General features: G+C 70.9%; 16 protein-coding genes. 11 read left to right on the forward strand and 5 right to left on the reverse strand.

Going from position 1 to position 16,869, the window contains the following annotated elements; translation table 11 throughout:
- Window positions 1-13: 13 nt before the first annotated feature.
- Complete coding sequence (locus OHS59_RS39345; protein WP_328498098.1) at window positions 14-697, reverse strand: glycerophosphodiester phosphodiesterase; 684 nt, start codon at window positions 695-697, stop codon at window positions 14-16.
- A gap of 413 nt (window positions 698-1,110) precedes the next feature.
- Here OHS59_RS39345 and OHS59_RS39350 point away from each other — a divergent pair, with 413 nt between their 5' ends.
- From OHS59_RS39350 to OHS59_RS39365, 4 genes are all read left to right on the forward strand, one after another.
- Window positions 1,111-2,508: a DUF6421 family protein gene (locus tag OHS59_RS39350; protein WP_328498099.1), complete on the forward strand. Its 1,398-nt coding sequence runs from the start codon at window positions 1,111-1,113 to the stop codon at window positions 2,506-2,508.
- A gap of 38 nt (window positions 2,509-2,546) precedes the next feature.
- On the forward strand, window positions 2,547-3,311 hold the full coding sequence (locus OHS59_RS39355; RefSeq protein ID WP_328498100.1) for an SDR family NAD(P)-dependent oxidoreductase: 765 nt from the start codon (window positions 2,547-2,549) through the stop codon (window positions 3,309-3,311).
- Window positions 3,312-3,349: 38 nt separating this feature from the next.
- A complete protein-coding gene (locus tag OHS59_RS39360; protein ID WP_328499529.1) occupies window positions 3,350-4,420 on the forward strand; it encodes a threonine aldolase family protein in 1,071 nt (356 codons plus the stop codon).
- Window positions 4,421-4,507: 87 nt separating this feature from the next.
- Entirely contained in the window at window positions 4,508-5,080 is a 573-nt protein-coding gene (locus tag OHS59_RS39365) for a transglutaminase family protein (RefSeq protein ID WP_328498101.1), read from the forward strand.
- 123 nt (window positions 5,081-5,203) lie between these two features.
- Here OHS59_RS39365 and OHS59_RS39370 read toward each other — a convergent pair whose 3' ends face one another.
- Both OHS59_RS39370 and OHS59_RS39375 read right to left on the reverse strand, forming a co-directional pair.
- Window positions 5,204-5,932: a lysophospholipid acyltransferase family protein gene (locus OHS59_RS39370; RefSeq protein WP_328498102.1), complete on the reverse strand. Its 729-nt coding sequence runs from the start codon at window positions 5,930-5,932 to the stop codon at window positions 5,204-5,206.
- 191 nt (window positions 5,933-6,123) lie between these two features.
- Window positions 6,124-6,540 carry a DUF4395 domain-containing protein gene (locus OHS59_RS39375; protein ID WP_328498103.1) on the reverse strand — a complete coding sequence of 139 codons (417 nt, stop codon included), beginning with the start codon at window positions 6,538-6,540 and terminating at the stop codon, window positions 6,124-6,126.
- 74 nt (window positions 6,541-6,614) lie between these two features.
- Here OHS59_RS39375 and OHS59_RS39380 point away from each other — a divergent pair, with 74 nt between their 5' ends.
- From OHS59_RS39380 to OHS59_RS39395, 4 genes are all read left to right on the forward strand, one after another.
- Window positions 6,615-7,037: a TlpA family protein disulfide reductase gene (locus tag OHS59_RS39380; RefSeq protein WP_328498104.1), complete on the forward strand. Its 423-nt coding sequence runs from the start codon at window positions 6,615-6,617 to the stop codon at window positions 7,035-7,037.
- Between the two features lie 318 nt (window positions 7,038-7,355).
- Complete coding sequence (locus tag OHS59_RS39385; protein WP_328498105.1) at window positions 7,356-7,865, forward strand: flavin reductase family protein; 510 nt, start codon at window positions 7,356-7,358, stop codon at window positions 7,863-7,865.
- Window positions 7,866-8,108: 243 nt separating this feature from the next.
- Window positions 8,109-8,894, forward strand: a complete 786-nt coding sequence (locus tag OHS59_RS39390) for an electron transfer flavoprotein subunit beta/FixA family protein (RefSeq protein WP_328498106.1) — start codon at window positions 8,109-8,111, stop codon at window positions 8,892-8,894.
- A gap of 107 nt (window positions 8,895-9,001) precedes the next feature.
- Window positions 9,002-9,976, forward strand: a complete 975-nt coding sequence (locus OHS59_RS39395; protein WP_328498107.1) for an electron transfer flavoprotein subunit alpha/FixB family protein — start codon at window positions 9,002-9,004, stop codon at window positions 9,974-9,976.
- A 72-nt stretch (window positions 9,977-10,048) separates the two neighbouring features.
- Here the strand turns inward: OHS59_RS39395 and OHS59_RS39400 are convergent, their stop codons facing one another.
- Window positions 10,049-10,951: an endonuclease/exonuclease/phosphatase family protein gene (locus tag OHS59_RS39400; protein ID WP_328498108.1), complete on the reverse strand. Its 903-nt coding sequence runs from the start codon at window positions 10,949-10,951 to the stop codon at window positions 10,049-10,051.
- Between the two features lie 341 nt (window positions 10,952-11,292).
- On the opposite strand from OHS59_RS39400, the gene OHS59_RS39405 reads away from it, so the two are divergent.
- Window positions 11,293-12,597 carry a DUF6986 family protein gene (locus OHS59_RS39405; protein WP_328498109.1) on the forward strand — a complete coding sequence of 435 codons (1,305 nt, stop codon included), beginning with the start codon at window positions 11,293-11,295 and terminating at the stop codon, window positions 12,595-12,597.
- A gap of 96 nt (window positions 12,598-12,693) precedes the next feature.
- Window positions 12,694-14,544: a protein kinase domain-containing protein gene (locus tag OHS59_RS39410; RefSeq protein WP_443061574.1), complete on the forward strand. Its 1,851-nt coding sequence runs from the start codon at window positions 12,694-12,696 to the stop codon at window positions 14,542-14,544.
- A gap of 63 nt (window positions 14,545-14,607) precedes the next feature.
- Here the strand turns inward: OHS59_RS39410 and OHS59_RS39415 are convergent, their stop codons facing one another.
- Window positions 14,608-15,645 carry a LacI family DNA-binding transcriptional regulator gene (locus OHS59_RS39415; RefSeq protein ID WP_328498110.1) on the reverse strand — a complete coding sequence of 346 codons (1,038 nt, stop codon included), beginning with the start codon at window positions 15,643-15,645 and terminating at the stop codon, window positions 14,608-14,610.
- Between the two features lie 220 nt (window positions 15,646-15,865).
- Between OHS59_RS39415 and OHS59_RS39420 the strand changes: the two genes are divergently transcribed.
- Window positions 15,866-16,825 (forward strand): ROK family protein, encoded by a 960-nt coding sequence (locus tag OHS59_RS39420; RefSeq protein WP_328498111.1) that lies wholly within the window; start codon window positions 15,866-15,868, stop codon window positions 16,823-16,825.
- The last annotated feature ends 44 nt before the right edge of the window (window positions 16,826-16,869 follow it).

A 16,869-nucleotide genomic window follows, 5' to 3' on the forward strand; every position in this document is an offset into this window, starting at 1 on the left:
GAGCCGCCGGCGCTCACGCCGTGAAGCGACCGGTGCGTTTGATCTCCGGGTAGTCGGTGGTCGCGCCGTCCAGCTCCAGGGCGCGGACCAGCCGCAGATGGTCCTGGGTGTTCACGACCCAGCCGATGATCCGCAGATCGGCCTTGCGCGCGCGCTCGACGACCTCCAGGGTGAGCCGCCGGATGTTCAGCACCAGGGTGGTGGCGCCGACCGCGGTCGCCCGCTCGACGACATCGATGCCATAGCGGCTGGCGACCAGCGCCGTACGGACGCCGGGCACGAGCCGCGCGATCTCGGCGACCGCCTCGTCGTGGAAGGACAGGACCTCCACCCGGCCGACGAGGTCGCGCCGGTTCATGACCTCGGCGAGTGCCCGGGCCGCGGCCACGTCCTTGATCTCGGCCTGGAGCGGGGCTGTGACGGCGTCCAGGACCTCCTCGAACACCGGCACGCGCTCACCGCGTCCCGCGTCCAGCGCGCGCAGTTCGGCAAGGGTCTTCTCGGCGATCGGACCCGAACCGTCGGTCGTACGGTCCACGTCGGCGTCGTGCATGACGACGAGTGCGCCGTCCTTGCTCAGATGCAGATCCAGCTCGATCAGGTCGAGGCCCGCCTGCTGGGCGGCGGTGAAGGAACGAAGGGTGTTCTCCGGTTCGACACCCATGATTCCGCGATGACCGATGGTGAGGAAGTTCAAGGGTTGGCTCCGCTTCCGTCGACGGCGGCTCGGCTGCCGCGTGCGGCGGTCCCGTGCCCACGCGGCAAGGCCGCAGCCTAATGGCCCCGACGGACCTTGTACCCGCTCCGGTGGCCGGGAATGAGGCCTGCCGACCGGGATTACGGGCCCTGCCGCCCCCTTTCCGGGTCACCCCCGCGTGGGCGAGTCCCCGGTGGGTTGACCCGGACTTCGGCCGGACGTCGGCAGCGGGTCGCCCGAACTCCGGCGGGTACCCGGCCGACGGCGGAAGTAGTCGCCCTTACGGTGTCCCGCAGGAAAAATAGCGGTGAAGTTGTGAGGGGGCAGGATAATCTCCCGAAACTCCACTTGTCTCGGAGAGTCCCACACGCATACGGTGTCCATACGCGAGGTTCTCCCGTGGAAGGTGGGTCATGACGGAAATTCTTGTGCAGGTCAGTGCGGAGGAGCGGATTCCTCCCCGGAGCAGGGTGGTGAGCCACCCGGCCTGGCCCGTGCTCAAGGATGCCGTGGAGCGGATCCGGCCATGGCAGTCCAAGGACGGGTCGATCGACTTCGACGCCGAGAGCGCCCCCGATCCGGCGGACGCCGACCTGGCGGTGCGCCGGGTCATGGACGCCGTACAGGAGCTGTCCCCGCTCGTCGCGCACGACGCCGCGTACCACGAGGCGCTCGTCAAGGACCTGCGCCGGTGGGCCGACGGCGGCTTCAAGGTGCCCGACTTCCTCGACTCGCTACTGGCCTTCCAGCCCGCGGCGCACCGCGAGGACGGCCTCGAACACCTGGTCCTCTTCCCCATGTACACGCAGAACGGGAATCCGGACCGCAACTTCGAAGCGGTCGTCCTGCGCATGGTCTGGCCCGACTGGCTGGCCGATCTTGAGCGCACCCGCTACGACAACCCGCTGTTCTGCGGCATCACCTTCGAGGACTTCACGGCCGGTTACGACACCAACTCGGCCGTCCTCTTCCCGGAGACCATCGCCGTGCGCGAGGCCCCGGAGCGGTTCAGCTGGGGCGGCATCTTCTGCGACCGCGAGGCCGCCCGCTTCCGCAAGGTCACGGAGGCCGCCGTCGACACGCTCGGCCTCGAACTGCCCGACGACATCCGCGAGTTGGTAGGCGACCAGGCGCGCTGCGAGCAGGCCTTCGTCCTGTGGGACATGGTCCACGACCGCACCCACAGCCATGGCGACCTGCCCTTCGACCCCTTCATGATCAAGCAGCGCCAGCCGTTCTGGATGTACGGCCTGGAGGAGCTGCGCTGCGACCTCACCGCCTTCCGGGAGGCCGTGCAGCTGGAGGCCGACGGCTTCCCGCAGGGCCGCGACGTGCAGTACGCGGTGCTGTTCGACCGGATGTTCCGCTTCCCCGTGACCGGCGACCGCGTCCGCAACTACGACGGCCTCGGCGGGCAGCTGCTCTTCTCCTACCTTCACAAGCACGATGTCGTCCGCTGGACCGACAACAAGCTGTTCATCGACTGGCAGCGCGCCCCGCAGGTCACCAACCAGCTGTGCGCCGAGATCGAGAAGCTGTACCGCGACGGCATCGACCGTCCGAAACTGGTCCACTGGTTCGCCGCGTACGACCTGGTGTCCCAGTACCTCGCCCCGCACCCCGGTTCCCGCTGGGCCAAGGGCCCCGACGCCCTCGACGTGACGCTGCCGCCGCGAAAACTGGTGGACGAGGTGCTTCCGGACGAGTTTCCCCTGAGCATGTTCTATGAGGCACTCTCCAAGAAGCTGAAGAACGTGATCGCCAGTACCCGGGGCATCACCGGTGCGAGTGCCGAGCGGGTGGCCGCGTGAGCGACCGTGTCCGGAACACTGCTCAGGAGGCGAAGACCATGGGGAACGGCAATGGCGGGGCACTGAGCGGCGCTGTGATCGCGGTGGCGGGCGCGGGCGGTCCGGTGGGCCGGGCGACCCTGCTGCGGCTCGCCGAGGCCGGGGCCGTGGTCGTCGGGTCCGACAACGATCCGGAGCGACTGGCCGAGGCCGTGGACGCGGCCCGCTACGCCCACGGCGGCGCCACCGTCGTCGGCGACACGGTCGACCTGCTCGACCGGGACTCGGCCAAGGAGTGGGCCGCGCGCACCGAGAAGGAGTTCGGGCGCGTCGACGGCCTGGTCCACCTCGTCGGCGGCTGGCGCGGCAGCGAGACCTTCACCAAGACCAGCCTCGACGACTGGGACCTGCTGGAGCTGCTGCTCATCCGCACCGTGCAGCACACGTCCCTCGCCTTCCACGAGGCCCTGCAGCGCAGCGACCGCGGCCGGTACGTCCTGATCAGCGCCGCCGGCGCCGGCAAGCCCACCGCGGGCAACGCCGCGTACGCCGCCGCCAAGGCCGCCGCCGAGGCGTGGACACTGGCCATGGCCGACTACTTCCGCAAGGCGGGGATCTCCGAGGGCGCCGAAGGACCGACGTCCGCGGCGGCCATCCTCGTGGTGAAGGCACTGGTGCACGACGCGATGCGCGCCGAGCGCCCGAACGCGAAGTTCGCGGGATTCACGGACGTCAAGGATCTGGCCGAGGCCATCACCGGTGTCTGGGACAAGCCCGCCCCCGAAGTGAACGGAAAGCGTCTGTGGCTGACCGACAAGCCGTGAACTGCGGCAGTGATGCCGTGAACCCTCACCGCGAGGCGGTGAACCCGCCGAAGACGGATGCCCGGCGGCGCCACGACCCGCAGGTGCGCGGCTTCGCCAGTGACAACTACGCGGGGGCCCACCCCGAGGTGCTCGCCGCGCTGGCCCTGGCCAACGGCGGGCACCAGATCGCGTACGGCGAGGACGACTACACCGGCCACCTCCAGCAGGTGATCCGCGGCCACTTCGGCGCGGGTGCCGAGGCGTTCCCCGTCTTCAACGGCACGGGCGCCAACGTCGTGGCACTGCAGGCGCTCACCGACCGCTGGGGGGCGGTGATCTGCGCGGAGAGCGCGCACATCAACGTCGACGAGGGCGGCGCCCCCGAGCGCATGGGCGGGCTCAAGCTGCTCACGGTGGCCACGCCCGACGGCAAACTCACTCCCGAGCTGATCGACCGTCAGGCGTACGGCTGGGACGACGAGCACCGGGCGATGCCGCAGGTGGTGTCGATCACCCAGAACACCGAACTGGGCACCGTCTACACGCCCGACGAGGTCCGCGCGATCTGTGACCACGCCCACCGGCACGGTATGAAGGTGCACCTCGACGGTGCACGGATAGCCAACGCGGCCGCCTCCCTCGACGTACCGATGCGGGCGTTCACCAACGCGGTCGGCGTGGACGTCCTGTCCTTCGGCGGCACCAAGAACGGCGCGCTGTTCGGCGAGGCGGTCGTCGTCCTGAACCGGGACGCGGTCAGCCACATGAAGCATCTGCGCAAGCTGTCGATGCAGCTCGCCTCCAAGATGCGCTTCGTGTCGGTGCAGTTGGAGGCCCTGCTCGCCAAGGACCTGTGGCTGCGCAACGCCCGCCGCGCCAACGAGATGGCCCAGCGCCTCGCCGAGGGCGTGCGCGCGGTGCACGGTGTCGAGATCCTGCACCCGGTGCAGGCCAACGCGGTCTTCGCCCGGCTGCCCCACGACGTGAGCAAGCGCCTGCAGAAGCGCTACCGCTTCTACTTCTGGGACGAGGCCGCGGGAGACGTCCGCTGGATGTGCGCCTTCGACACGACCGAGGACGACGTCGACGGTTTCTTGGCGGCGCTCAAGGAGGAGATGGCGGGCTAGCGCCACATCGGGGCTTGATGCATAGATATACGATCTCCCGGAAAAATAGTTGACCTCCGGGTGATCGTATTCTTATGCTCTGCAGGCATGGAGCTGATCCAGAACAACCCCGACCTGTCCGCCTACCTGGCCGCCGACGAGGTCATCGACCATCATCACCCGGCGGTCCGTGAGGTGGCCGCACGGCTGGCCGGCCAGGTCGCCGACTCGTATACCTATGCGCAGGCCGCCTTCGAGTTCGTGCGCGACACCATCCCGCACTCGCAGGACTCCGGCGATCTCCGCGTCACCTGGCGCGCCTCGGACGTCCTGGAACAGGGCACCGGCATCTGCTTCGCCAAGGCCCATGCCCTGGCCGCCCTGCTGAGAGCCGAGGACATCCCGACGGCGTTCTGCTACCAGAAGTTCGACGTGGTGCACGGGCTCGTCGCGGTCCGGTTCAACGGCGCCTGGCATCGGCAGGACCCCCGGGGCAACAAACCGGGCGTGGACGCCCGGTTCTCCCTCGACGGCGAGCGCCTGGCCTTCACGCCCGACCCGGAGTCCGGAGAACTGGACTACCCGACGCTGTACGCCGAACCGCACCCGACCGTCCTGGACGCCCTCAGGGCCGCCCCCGACCGCCCACACCTGTGGAAGTCACTTCCGACAGCACTCTGACTCGGCGAGTCGGCGAGTCGGCAAGTCGGTGAGGCTGTGCGGGCGAGCCGCCGTGCCGCGAGGGCGCGACCGGGCCGCAGTGGACGGCGGACAGGACACCTGCCCGCCAGCGGAGCGCTCGGCTCAGCGGGCCTCGGAGGCCTTCACCTCTTCGGGGGTCGGTGCCGTGCCGCCGAGATGGGCCGGCATCCACCAGGTGTCGTCCGGGCCCTTGGGGCGTACGGGATAGGCGCGCTGCGCAGCTTCCAGGAGCTCCTGTACGCGCTCGCGCAGCTGCCGGGTGATCGCGCCCGCGTACTTGTCGCGGGAGGCCTCGATCGCCTCGCCGACGCGGATGTTGATCGGGATGTGGCTGCGCCTGAAGTTGCGCGGGTGGCCCTTGGTCCACAGTCGCTGCGTACCCCACACGGCCATCGGGATCAGCGGGACGCCCGCCTCCTGCGCCATGCGCGCGGCACCCGACTTGAAGCTCTTCAGCGTGAACGACTGGGAGATCGTGGCCTCGGGGAAGACGCCGACGATCTCACCGGAGCGCAGCGAGTCGAGCGCGTGCGCGTACGCCGTCTCGCCCTGCTTGCGGTCCACGGGGATGTGCTTCATGTTGCGCATCAGCGGGCCGGAGATCTTGTGACGGAACACCGACTCCTTGGCCATGAAGCGGACCAGGCGCTTCTGCGGCAGGGCGGCGAGACCGTCGAAGATGAAGTCGAGATAGCTGATGTGGTTGCTCACCAGCACCGCACCGCCCGTGCGCGGGATGTTCTCCGTCCCCTTGAGATCGATCTTCAGGTCCCAGGCCTTGAACAACGTCTGGGCGAGACCGATGGCGGGACGGTAGGCAAGCTCAGCCATGAACGGAGTGGACCCTTCTCTCTGTTCTGCCTGGGAAGGGGTGCTCCCGGCGGGAAACTTACGCTGCCGTAGGTTTACGGCATTGCGCAGATCGTGCCCGAAGAACGGACGAGTGACCAGTCCTGGTGCCGCAGATTGGCGAGATCCTCGTCACGTCACCCCTTGATCCACCTCGGCGTTTTACGTCGCCTTTACTCTGCGCGAACCGCCACCCGCCGTACGAGCAGGTACATCTCGCACCCGAGGCAATACCCGAACGCCGCGTTGAGAAACGCCGCCGCGAGCGCCGCCGCGGTCGCGGCGAGCCCCAGCCATTCGGGGCCCACCGTGTAGCCGAGAAGACCCACCACCGCGAACCCGAGTCCGACCGCCTGGGCGAACCGCGGCGGCTCGGGCGCCTCGAACTCCGTCGGCGGCCCGATCCGCGGACGGACGACCTTGCGGAACAGCAGGCCGTACGGGGAACGGCCGACGCCGCCCACCGCGCCGAGCGCGAACGCCAGTGTCTGCCAGGCCAGCAGCCAGGCGCTGCCGGTGATCAGTACGGCCGCCAGGACCACGGTCGTCACGGCAGCTCCGAAGCGCGGCCCTCGTGCGTCTATGTTCATGAATCAAGTATTCCGCAGGGAGGACTTCCGGGGGCACGGGAATCTTTGCAGCCTCGTGAATGCTGAAGTCGGGGATGACCGGACTTGTGGTGTGTGTGCTGGTGCTCGCGGCGGCGAGCGCCTACGGAGTGCTGAACCGACGGCGGAGCGGGAGAGTCGGAGTGCGTGGGCGGGACGGTGGAAAGCGGCTGGGTGCGGCCGAGTTGGGCGAGGACCTGGGCGAGCGGGCCACCCTCGTCCAGTTCTCCAGCGCATTCTGCGCACCCTGCAGGGCGACCCGCAGGGTGCTCGGCGAGGTGGCCGAGCTGGTCCCGGGCGTGCGGCACGTCGAGATCGACGCCGAGGCCCGCCTCGCACTCGTCCGCGAACTGGACATCCTCAAGACGCCGACCGTGCTCGTGCTCGACGCCGACGGTCACATCGTGCGCCGCGCGACCGGGCAGCCGCGCAAGGCGGACGTGATCGCCGCGCTCGGTGAGGCGGTCGGAACCCCCTGACCGTCCGGAACCCCCTGACCGGATCGTTCGGAACCCCCTGACCGTTCAGAACCCCCCTGATCACCCGGAAGTCCCTGATCATGAGGCTGGAGGCCATCGGTGACGCATCTCCCATATGGCGGGACGCACTTGACTGCATCCACCACCTATCGTCAGTCTGACCGTATGTCCACGGAACTCCTTCTTTCCGGGCTCTCCGAGCCCTTCGAGTGCGAACGCCTTCGGACCGGGGCTCCCGTCCGTAGCGCGAGCGGGCGCTGTCCGGGCTGCTGAACAGCCCAGGACCCCGCCGCCGGCTTCGCGCAGAAGGACGACCCCATGACGGCCACGCCCGATCTCAGCACTTCCCGACTCGCCTCCCCGGACCTGCTCCGCTCCGTCTTCCGGCAGCACGCGGCCGGTGTCGCGGTGATCACCGCGCGCGGCGACGAGGGTCCCGTGGGCTTCACCGCCACCTCGCTCGCCTCGGTGTCCGCGGAGCCCCCGCTGATCTCCTTCGGTATCGGCACCGGCGCCTCCAGCTGGCCGGCGATCTCCCGGACGGACCATGTCGGTGTCCACGTACTGGGCGAGCACCAGCAGGAGCTGGCGGCGACCTTCGCGCGCAGCGGCGCCGACCGGTTCGGCGAGCCCACCGCCTGGCGGGAGGGCCCCGAAGGCGTTCCCGTCCTCGACGACGTCCTCGCCTGGCTCGTGTGCCGGATCGTCACCCGCGTGCCCGCCGGGGACCACCGTGTCGTCCTGGCCGAGGTGCTGCTCGGGGACCCCGCCGGTGCCGGGCGCCCACTGCTGTACCACCAGGGGCGGTTCAACGCGCTGCGGGAATGACGTGCCGGGCCGTCCGGCCCACCGCGTCTGCGCGGACGTCGAGTTCCGATTACGCTGCGTTGCGAAGGTCACAGTTCAAAGCGCTTGCTTAGAGGGAACCAGCTACGGGAGCGTAGAAGCGCGTACTGGCGAGTAATATTTCGCTCGGAGCGCGGGTCGCCCCCACCGGGAACGGCCGCTTCAGGCGCCTATGCTGCCCGTAGGCAGGCAGCCCAGAAAAGACGATGCAGTAGGAGAGCCGGCGTGAGCTTGAGGATCGTTGTCACTGTTAAGTACGTGCCCGACGCCACTGGCGACCGGCACTTCGCCGAGGACCTGACCGTCGACCGTGACGACGTGGACGGCCTGCTGTCGGAGCTCGACGAGTACGCGGTCGAGCAGGCCCTGCAGATCGCCGACGAAGCGGACGACGCGGAGATCACCGTGCTGACCGTGGGCCCCGAGGACGCGAAGGACGCGCTGCGCAAGGCGCTGTCCATGGGCGCGGACAAGGCCATCCACGTCGAGGACGACGATCTGCACGGCACCGACGCGGTGGGCACCTCGCTGGTGCTGGCCAAGGCGATCGAGAAGGCCGGTTACGACCTGGTCATCTCCGGCATGGCCTCCACCGACGGCACCATGGGCGTGCTCCCGGCCCTGCTCGCCGAGCGCCTGGGCGTCCCGCAGGTCACGTTGCTCTCCGAGGTCTCCGTCGCGGACGGCGTCGTCAAGGGCCGCCGTGACGGCGACACCGCCTCCGAGCAGCTTGAGGCCTCCCTCCCCGCGGTCGTGTCGGTCACCGACCAGTCGGGCGAGGCGCGTTACCCGTCCTTCAAGGGCATCATGGCCGCCAAGAAGAAGCCGGTGCAGTCCTGGGACCTGGAGGACCTGGAGATCGAGGCGGACGAGGTCGGTCTCGAAGGCTCCTGGACCTCGGTCGACTCCGCCACCGAGCGCCCCGCGCGCACCGCGGGCACGATCGTCAAGGACGAGGGCGAGGGCGGCAAGCAGCTCGCCGAGTTCCTGGTGGGCCAGAAGTTCATCTAGCGGCTGGGGGTCCGGGGGGTCGTCCCCCGGGCTGACGCAGCATCTGAGCCCCGCCGAGCAATTGCCGCCCGCCCCTCATCTTTCGCAAGCAGGAGAGAAGAAGTCCCATGGCTGAAGTTCTCGTCTACGTCGACCACGTGGACGGCGCCGTCCGCAAGCCCACCCTGGAACTGCTGACGCTGGCCCGCCGCCTCGGCGACCCGGTCGCCGTCGCGCTCGGCGCTGGCGCCGCGAACACCGCCGCGACGCTCGCCGAGCACGGCGCCGTCAAGGTGCTCACCGACGAGGCCGCCGAGTACGCGGACTACCTCGTCGTACCGAAGGTGGACGCGCTGCAGGCCGCCGTCGAGGTGGTGTCCGCCGCGGGCTCCCTCGCCGCCGTGCTGGTCCCCTCGTCCGCAGAGGCCAAGGAGATCGCCGCCCGTCTCGCGCTGCGCATCGGCTCGGGTGTCATCACCGACGCCGTCGACGTCGAGGCCGGCGACGAGGGCCCGGTGGCCACCCAGTCGGTGTTCGCCGCCTCGTACTCCACCAGGACCCGGGTGTCCAAGGGCACCCCGGTCATCACCGTCAAGCCCAACTCGGCTCCCGTCGAGGCCGCCCCGGCCGCCGGCGCCGTCGAGGCGCTGTCCGTGACCTTCTCCGCGCAGGCCACCGGCACCAAGGTGACCGGTCGCACCCCGCGCGAGTCGACGGGCCGCCCGGAGCTGACCGAGGCCGCGATCGTGGTTTCCGGCGGCCGTGGCGTCAACGGCAGCGAGAACTTCGCCGTCATCGAGGCGCTCGCCGACTCCCTCGGCGCGGCCGTCGGCGCCTCGCGCGCCGCCGTGGACGCCGGCTGGTACCCGCACACCAACCAGGTGGGCCAGACCGGCAAGAGCGTGTCCCCGCAGCTGTACATCGCCAACGGCATCTCCGGCGCGATCCAGCACCGCGCCGGTATGCAGACCTCGAAGACGATCGTGGCGGTCAACAAGGACGCCGAGGCCCCGATCTTCGACCTGGTCGACTACGGCGTGGTCGGCGACCTCTTCGAGGTCGTCCCGCAGCTCACCGAGGAGATCAAGACCCGCAAGGGCTGAGCACCCCCGCAGCAGTACGAGGCCCCCTCGACCGTGCCGGTCGAGGGGGCCTCACCTCGTTCGGGGCCCCGCTCAGCCCAGGGTCAGCGACGCCTGCACGGGCAGGTGGTCGCTCGGGAACTGTCCGTCCACGGAGAAGGTGTTGATCGACGCCCGGTGCGCACTCACGCCGGGTGTGGCGAGGATCCAGTCGATGCGGTCGCCGTCCGGGACCAGGGGCCGGTAGCCGTGGAACGTGGCGTACAGCCTGCTCCGCTCGGCCGCCGTCTCCCAGGTGTCGACGAGCCCGGCGCCCAGCATCGTGTCGTAGACCGGGTTCCTGTGGGCGGCGACGTTGAAGTCGCCGGTCACCACCAGCGGCAGGGAACGGTCGAGTCCGGCGATCCGTTCGGAGATCAGGGCGGCGGCACGCGCGCGTGCGTTCTGACTGGCGTTGTCGAGGTGGGTGTTGAGGAAGTGGAACTCCCGCTGACCGTCCCGCAGATCGCGGAAGCGGACCCAGGTCACCATGCGGATGGAGCCCCCGCCCCAGGTGTTCGAGCCGATCACGTCGGGCGTGTCCGAGAGCCAGAAGTGGTCGTAGGCGACCGGGGCGAGTCTGCGGGTGTCGTAGAACACCGTCATGAACTCGTCCCGGCTGCCGCCCGCGCGGCCCGTGCCGATCCAGTCGTAGTGCGCGCCGAGGTCCGTCGCGATGTCGAGCACCTGCTGGTAGAGCCCTTCCTGGGTGCCTATGACGTGGAGCGGTTCCCGGCGCAGCAGTTCACGGGTGACGGGACGGCGCACGGCCCAGCTGTTGGGTTCGGCGGTGCTCGCGTAGCGCAGGTTGAAGGACATGACCTCCAGGTGGCCACGGCGGTCCGCCGCCGAGGCGGGCGACCTGGAGAGCGCCGTACTGGACAGGGGCAGGGCGACCGCGGCGGTGAGCGCGGTCTTGAGTCCCAGGCGGCGCGTGACTCGGCTGTGACGGGGCACGGGATGCTCCTTCTGTGGCCATGCCGGTCCGTGGTGCGGGCCGGTTCTGCGACGGATGCCGGTCGAGTCGTGCGCCTCGCAGTCTCGAAGTCGGGCGTGAACATGTCGAGATGTCGGGATGGATCCCTGGGGAAGTCCGCGCGTGTTCCGGGAGGGGTTCAGGGGGAGGCGGAGGGCGAGCGGGGTCGACCCGGAGCCGCTCCAGGGCGATTCCGGGGCTGAGCGAACCGGATTCCGGCGCCGGTCCGGCGAGGATGAGGGTGTTGACCAGCCGGAAGGTCACGGATAACTTCGTTCTACGGAATGTTGATTCCGAGAAGCGGAAAACCGGAGGGTGTGGAATGGGTCAGGGTCAGCAGGAGAAGGTGGCGACGAGCCTCGCCGGCGCCGTCGGCGAGGAGATCAGTGCCTCACTCGCCCCGGTCGACGCCGAGTTGGAGCGCCGCTACCCCGGAGACCCCGGAACCCGCCAGCCCGTCCACACCGTGTACGTCCCGGGCGACGCCTTCGCCGCGGACACCATCCGCTCCTGGGGCGACCAGGCACTCACCGCCCTCGACCGGCACGCGCCCGACGCCTCCTCCCTCGCCGCCGTCCTCGGCCTCTCCGACGACCTCGCGGAGCCCGTGTACGCCCGCGTGCGCGCCAAGCTGGAGCGGGAACCGATCGAAGACCTGCGCGTCGACTTCGAGGACGGCTACGGACCGCGCCCCGACGCCGAGGAGGACGAGGCGGCCGCCCGCGCCGCCCGGCTGATCTCGGAGGCGTACCAGGACGGCACAGCGGCCCCGTACATGGGCATCCGGATGAAGTGCATGGAGGCGCCGGTCCGCGACCGGGGCATCCGCACGCTCGACATCTTCCTCACCGGGCTGATGGAGGCCGGCGGGCTGCCCGGCGGACTGGTGCTGACCCTGCCGAAGGTCACGTACGCGGAGCAGGTCACCGCCATGGTGCGGCTCCTGGAGGAGTTCGAGAAGGCCCACGGACTGGAGCGGGGCCGGATCGGGTTCGAGATCCAGATCGAGACCAGCCAGTCCATCCTCGCCACCGACGGCACGGCGACCGTCGCCCGCATGATCCAGGCAGCTCAAGGCCGCGCCACCGGACTGCACTACGGGACCTTCGACTACAGCGCCTGCCTCGGCGTCTCCGCCGCCTACCAGGCCAGCGACCACCCGGCCGCCGACCACGCCAAGGCGATCATGCAGGTCGCGGCCGCCGGCACCGGCGTGCGGGTCTCGGACGGCTCCACCAACGTGCTGCCGGTCGGCCCGACGGCGAAGGTCCACGACGCCTGGCGCCTGCACTTCGGGCTCACCCGCCGCGCCCTCGCCCGCGCCTACTACCAGGGCTGGGACATGCACCCCGGGCACCTCCCGACCCGGTACGCGGCCGTGTTCGCCTTCTACCGCGAGGGGTTCGAGCAAGCCGCGGCGCGCCTCGTCGCGTACGCCAACCGGGCCGGCGGCGACGTGATGGACGAGCCCGCCACCGCCAAGGCGCTCAGTGGTCATCTGCTGCGCGGCCTGGACTGCGGGGCCCTCGACATCGCCGAGGTGGCACGGGCGACGGGGCTCACGCGCAAGGACCTCGAGGGCTTCGCGGTGCCGAGGCGCGCGGACCTGACTGTCTCGGCCAAGTAGCGGACCTGTCACAGCCGCCGCCGTCGGCCCTCGCCGTCACCTCTGCCCCGTACTCTGGGCGGCACTTCATTGACGTGTCACAGGAACGGGGCAGCGGTGTCTGCGGGGGAGAACCAGCAGCCGGGGGAGCACGACCGGCCCGGGGAGACGGAACAGCCGGACGGCATAGGGCGGCTCCTGGCCGGCCGCTACCGTGTCGTCGCCCAACTGGGGCGCGGCGGGATGGGCGTCGTCTGGCGGGCCCTCGACGAGGTGCTCGGCCGCGAGGTGGCGGTCAAGGAACTGCGTACCTACACGGACGCGGGCGGACCCGAACTCGCCGACCTGGGGCTGCGTATGCAGCGCGAGGCGCGCGCGGCGGCCAGGGTGCGCCACCCCGGCGTGATCGCAGTGCACGACGTGGCGGAGGTCGACGGCCGCCCGCTCATCGTGATGGAACTGGTGGACGGGCCGTCCCTGGACGACGTCCTGCGCGAGCGCGGCACGATCGACGCCCGTGAGGCCGCCGGGATCGGCGCGAAGGTCATGGACGCGCTCGCCGCGGCCCACCGGGCGGGAGTCCTGCACCGCGACGTGAAGCCGGGCAACATCCTGCTCGACCGCTCGGGACGGGTCGTCCTCACGGACTTCGGCATCGCCACGATGGACGACCCGGGCGACGGCTCCACCGCGCATCTCACGCGCAGCGGCGAACTGGTCGGCTCCCTGGACTACATGGCCCCCGAACGGGCCCAGGGACACGAGCCGGGCCCGGCCTCCGACATCTGGGCCCTGGGCGCCACCCTCTACGCGGCCGTCGAGGGGTCCTCGCCCTTCCGCCGCACGTCCACGTGGTCCACGCTCACCGCCATCGTCGTCGAACCGCTGCCCGAACCGCGGTATGCCGGGCCGCTCGCTCCCGTACTGCGGCAGCTGATGCACAAGCAGCCCGAGGCCCGCCCGGAGGCCGGCCGGGCGCGTGGACTCCTGGAGAGGGTGGCCGAGGCGACCGAACAGGAATCGGCCGACCAGGACGCGATCGGCAAGGACCCGACCGGCAAGGACTCGGCGACCCGTGGGCTGAGGGCGCCCGCGCGTCCGGCACGGGCCGCCACCGAGCGGAGCGTGCCGGTGATACCGCCCGGGTTCGGGCCGCCGCCGCGGAGTCACTCGGCACCCGCAGGATCACCCGGCGCCGGCGCCTTCGGACCCGGCGCCTTCGGGCCCCCGGAACCGATGCCGCAGACGGCCACTCCCGTCGCTCCGGCCGCCCAGGTCACGCCGACCACGCCCGGCCCGGCCGCTCCCCGCCGCCGCAGGGGGCGCGTCCTGCTCGTCGGTGCGGCCGTCGCCGTCGTGCTGGCCTCGACCGCCGTGATCGTCGCCCAACTGACGGACTCCGACGCGTCCGGGTCCGCCGCCGGGACCGAGGCCTCCCGGGGCGTGGGCGCGACCGCGTCGCCGGGTGCCGACCGCGGCTCGGTCGACCTGACGGACGACAAGGAACCCACGGAACAGGACGACAAGAAGAACTCCTCGCCGCCGAGCGAGAAGCCCGACCGCACCGAGGACGCCGAGCCGACGGACAAGGCCCCCTCTCCCTCGCCCGAAGCCACCAAGGGCGGTACGACGGGCGGGAGTTCGGGCGGCGGCACCACGGGCGGAGCGGAGAGCCCCAGCGCCGCACCGGCCTGCCGTGCCATCGGCGGCGGCAAGTACAACTGCCAGGTCTGGAGGACCGCGACCTCCTACACCGCCGCGGGAGCGCGGGCGGGCACCCTCAACGCCGGCACCAACTACTTCTACTGCCAGCAGGACCTCGGGCGCCGCGAGACCTACGGGAAGTGGACGAACACCTGGTGGGCGAAGACCGACGACGACAGCGGCAACAGCGGTGTCTACGTCAGCGACGTCTACGTCCAGGGCGGCGACAACGACTCGCCGGTGCCCGGTCTGCCCGTCTGCTGACGGCGTACGGCCGGGCGCCGGGGCGGACCGGGGCGCCCCGTGTGTCCGGGGCGCCGCCAGGTGTCAGACGGAGGGCGGCAGTTCGCCCGAGCCGCGGGTGATCAGACGTGTCGGGAGCTCGATGCGCTCGGGCAGGACGAGCGAGCCGTCGAGCTGGCGGAAGAGGCGGTCGGCGGCGGTGCGGCCGAGCTGGGCGGCGTCCTGGGCGACGACGGTCACTCCGGGCTGGAGGAGGTCGGCGAGCTCGATGTCGTCGAAGCCGACCAGGGCGACCGGCCGGGCCCGCTCGGCGATGACGCGTACGACCGTGACCGTCACGCGGTTGTTGCCCGCGAAGACCGCGGTCACGGGGGAGGAGCCCGACAGCATGGTCTCGGCCGCCAGCCGGACCCGCTCCGGGCCGGTGACGCCCAGCGACATCCAGTCGTCCTCCACCGGGATACCGGCGTCCTCCATCGCGGCGCGGTAGCCGCGCAGGCGCTCGGCGGCGGTGTGGATGCGGGGCATGTCCCCGATGAACCCGATCCGGCGGTGGCCGTGCGCGATGAGGTGCGCGACGCCGTCGCGGGCACCGCCGAAGCTGTCGGAGAGCACGACGTCCGCGTCGATCTGCCCGGCGGGGCGGTCCACGAACACCGTGGCGACGCCCGCCTTTATCTCGGGCTCCAGATAGCGGTGGTCGTCACCGGCCGGGATGATCACCAGCCCGTCCACGCGGCGCGCGCACAGCGCGAGGACCAGTTCCTGCTCGCGGTCCGGGTCCTCGGCGCTGGAGCCGTTGATCAACAGGGCGCCGTGGGCGCGGGCCACCTCCTCCACCGCGCGGCTCAGCGGACCGTAGAACGGGTCCGCCAGGTCCTCCAGGACCAGACCGATGCTCGCGGTGCTGCCCTTGCGGAGCACGCGCGCGCTGTCGTTGCGCCGGAAGCCCAGCGCGTCGATGGCCTCCTGCACCCGGCGCTCGGTGTCCGGGGTCACTCCGGGCTCGCCATTGACTACACGCGATACCGTCTTCAGGCCGACCCCGGCACGCGCGGCGACGTCCTTCATCGTCGGGCGGTTGCCGTAGCGGCTCTCGGTTCGGCGGGCGGTCTCGGCCACGATGCGCTGTCCTGTCCTGTAGTCCTGTGGGGCCTCGTCGGTCCTGACGGGCCCGGTGGGCACCCGGATCGGGATGTGGCGTCGAGCATAGAGCCTGGACAACGTTGTCAGATGCGAGAGAGACTGTCCATCGCTTTCTCCGGCCCGCTCTCCCCACCGCGCGACCGGCCTGCCCTTTCCTCATGGTCCAATCGGGATCCGATCGGGAGAACTGACACTGATGCACACCGACCTCGTGGCCGCGCTCGACATCGGCGGCACCAAGATCGCCGGAGCGCTGGTGGACGGCCACGGCCGGATCCTGCTGCGCGCCCAGCGGCCGACGCCCGCGCAGGAGCACGGCGACGTCGTCATCCGGGCCGTCGAGGCCGTACTCGGCGAACTGACCGCCTCCCCGTTGTGGAGCAGGGTCGCGGCGGTCGGCATCGGCAGCGCCGGGCCCGTGGACGCCTCGGCGGGCACCGTCAGTCCGGTGAACGTTCCCGGCTGGCGCGACTTCCCCCTCGTCGAGCGGGTCCGTGCCGTGACGGACGGGCTGCCCGTCGAGCTGATCGGTGACGGCGTGGCGATCACGGCGGCGGAGCACTGGCAGGGAGCCGCCCGCGGCCACGACAACGCGCTCTGCATGGTCGTGTCGACGGGGGTGGGCGGTGGCCTGGTCCTCGGCGGGAAGCTGCACCCCGGGCCCACGGGGAACTCCGGCCACATCGGCCACATCAGTGTGGATCTCGACGGGGACCTGTGTCCGTGCGGGTCCCGCGGGTGCGTCGAGCGCATCGCCAGTGGGCCGAACATCGCGCGCCGTGCCATCGAGGCCGGTTGGCGGCCGGGGCCCGAGGGTGACGCCTCCGCGGCCGCCGTGGCCGCCGCCGCGCGTGCCGGTGACCCTGTCGCGACGGCTTCCTTCGAGCGGGCCGCGCAGGCGCTGGCGGCGGGCATCGCGGCGACCGCGACCCTGGTGGAGATCGACATCGCGGTGATCGGCGGGGGAGTGGGCAAGGCGGGCGAGGTCCTGTTCGCGCCGCTGCGGGCCGCTCTGCGGGACTACGCGACACTGTCGTTCGTGCAGCGGCTCACCGTGACGCCCGCGCAGATGGGGACGGACGCGGGGCTCGTGGGCGCGGCGTCGGCTGCGCTGAGCCTGCGGCCGAGCGGCACGGTGGCGGGGGTCGGTGGCTGAGCCACCGACGCTCTTGGCTGCGGGGCTGCGGGGCCGGTCGGTGG

The sequence above is a fragment of the Streptomyces sp. NBC_00414 genome, from assembly GCF_036038375.1.
Lineage (GTDB): Bacteria > Actinomycetota > Actinomycetes > Streptomycetales > Streptomycetaceae > Streptomyces.

Bases quoted from the DNA above. Each gene is read 5' to 3' on its own strand.
- OHS59_RS39350 (WP_328498099.1), top strand. From the start codon at position 1,111: ATGACGGAAATTCTTGTGCAGGTCAGTGCGGAGGAGCGGATTCCTCCC.
- OHS59_RS39380 (WP_328498104.1), top strand. From the start codon at position 6,615: ATGACCGGACTTGTGGTGTGTGTGCTGGTGCTCGCGGCGGCGAGCGCC.
- OHS59_RS39370 (WP_328498102.1), bottom strand. From the start codon at position 5,932: ATGGCTGAGCTTGCCTACCGTCCCGCCATCGGTCTCGCCCAGACGTTG.
- OHS59_RS39420 (WP_328498111.1), top strand. From the start codon at position 15,866: ATGCACACCGACCTCGTGGCCGCGCTCGACATCGGCGGCACCAAGATC.
- OHS59_RS39365 (WP_328498101.1), top strand. From the start codon at position 4,508: ATGGAGCTGATCCAGAACAACCCCGACCTGTCCGCCTACCTGGCCGCC.
- OHS59_RS39355 (WP_328498100.1), top strand. From the start codon at position 2,547: ATGGGGAACGGCAATGGCGGGGCACTGAGCGGCGCTGTGATCGCGGTG.
- OHS59_RS39395 (WP_328498107.1), top strand. From the start codon at position 9,002: ATGGCTGAAGTTCTCGTCTACGTCGACCACGTGGACGGCGCCGTCCGC.
- OHS59_RS39375 (WP_328498103.1), bottom strand. From the start codon at position 6,540: ATGAACATAGACGCACGAGGGCCGCGCTTCGGAGCTGCCGTGACGACC.
- OHS59_RS39385 (WP_328498105.1), top strand. From the start codon at position 7,356: ATGACGGCCACGCCCGATCTCAGCACTTCCCGACTCGCCTCCCCGGAC.
- OHS59_RS39405 (WP_328498109.1), top strand. From the start codon at position 11,293: ATGGGTCAGGGTCAGCAGGAGAAGGTGGCGACGAGCCTCGCCGGCGCC.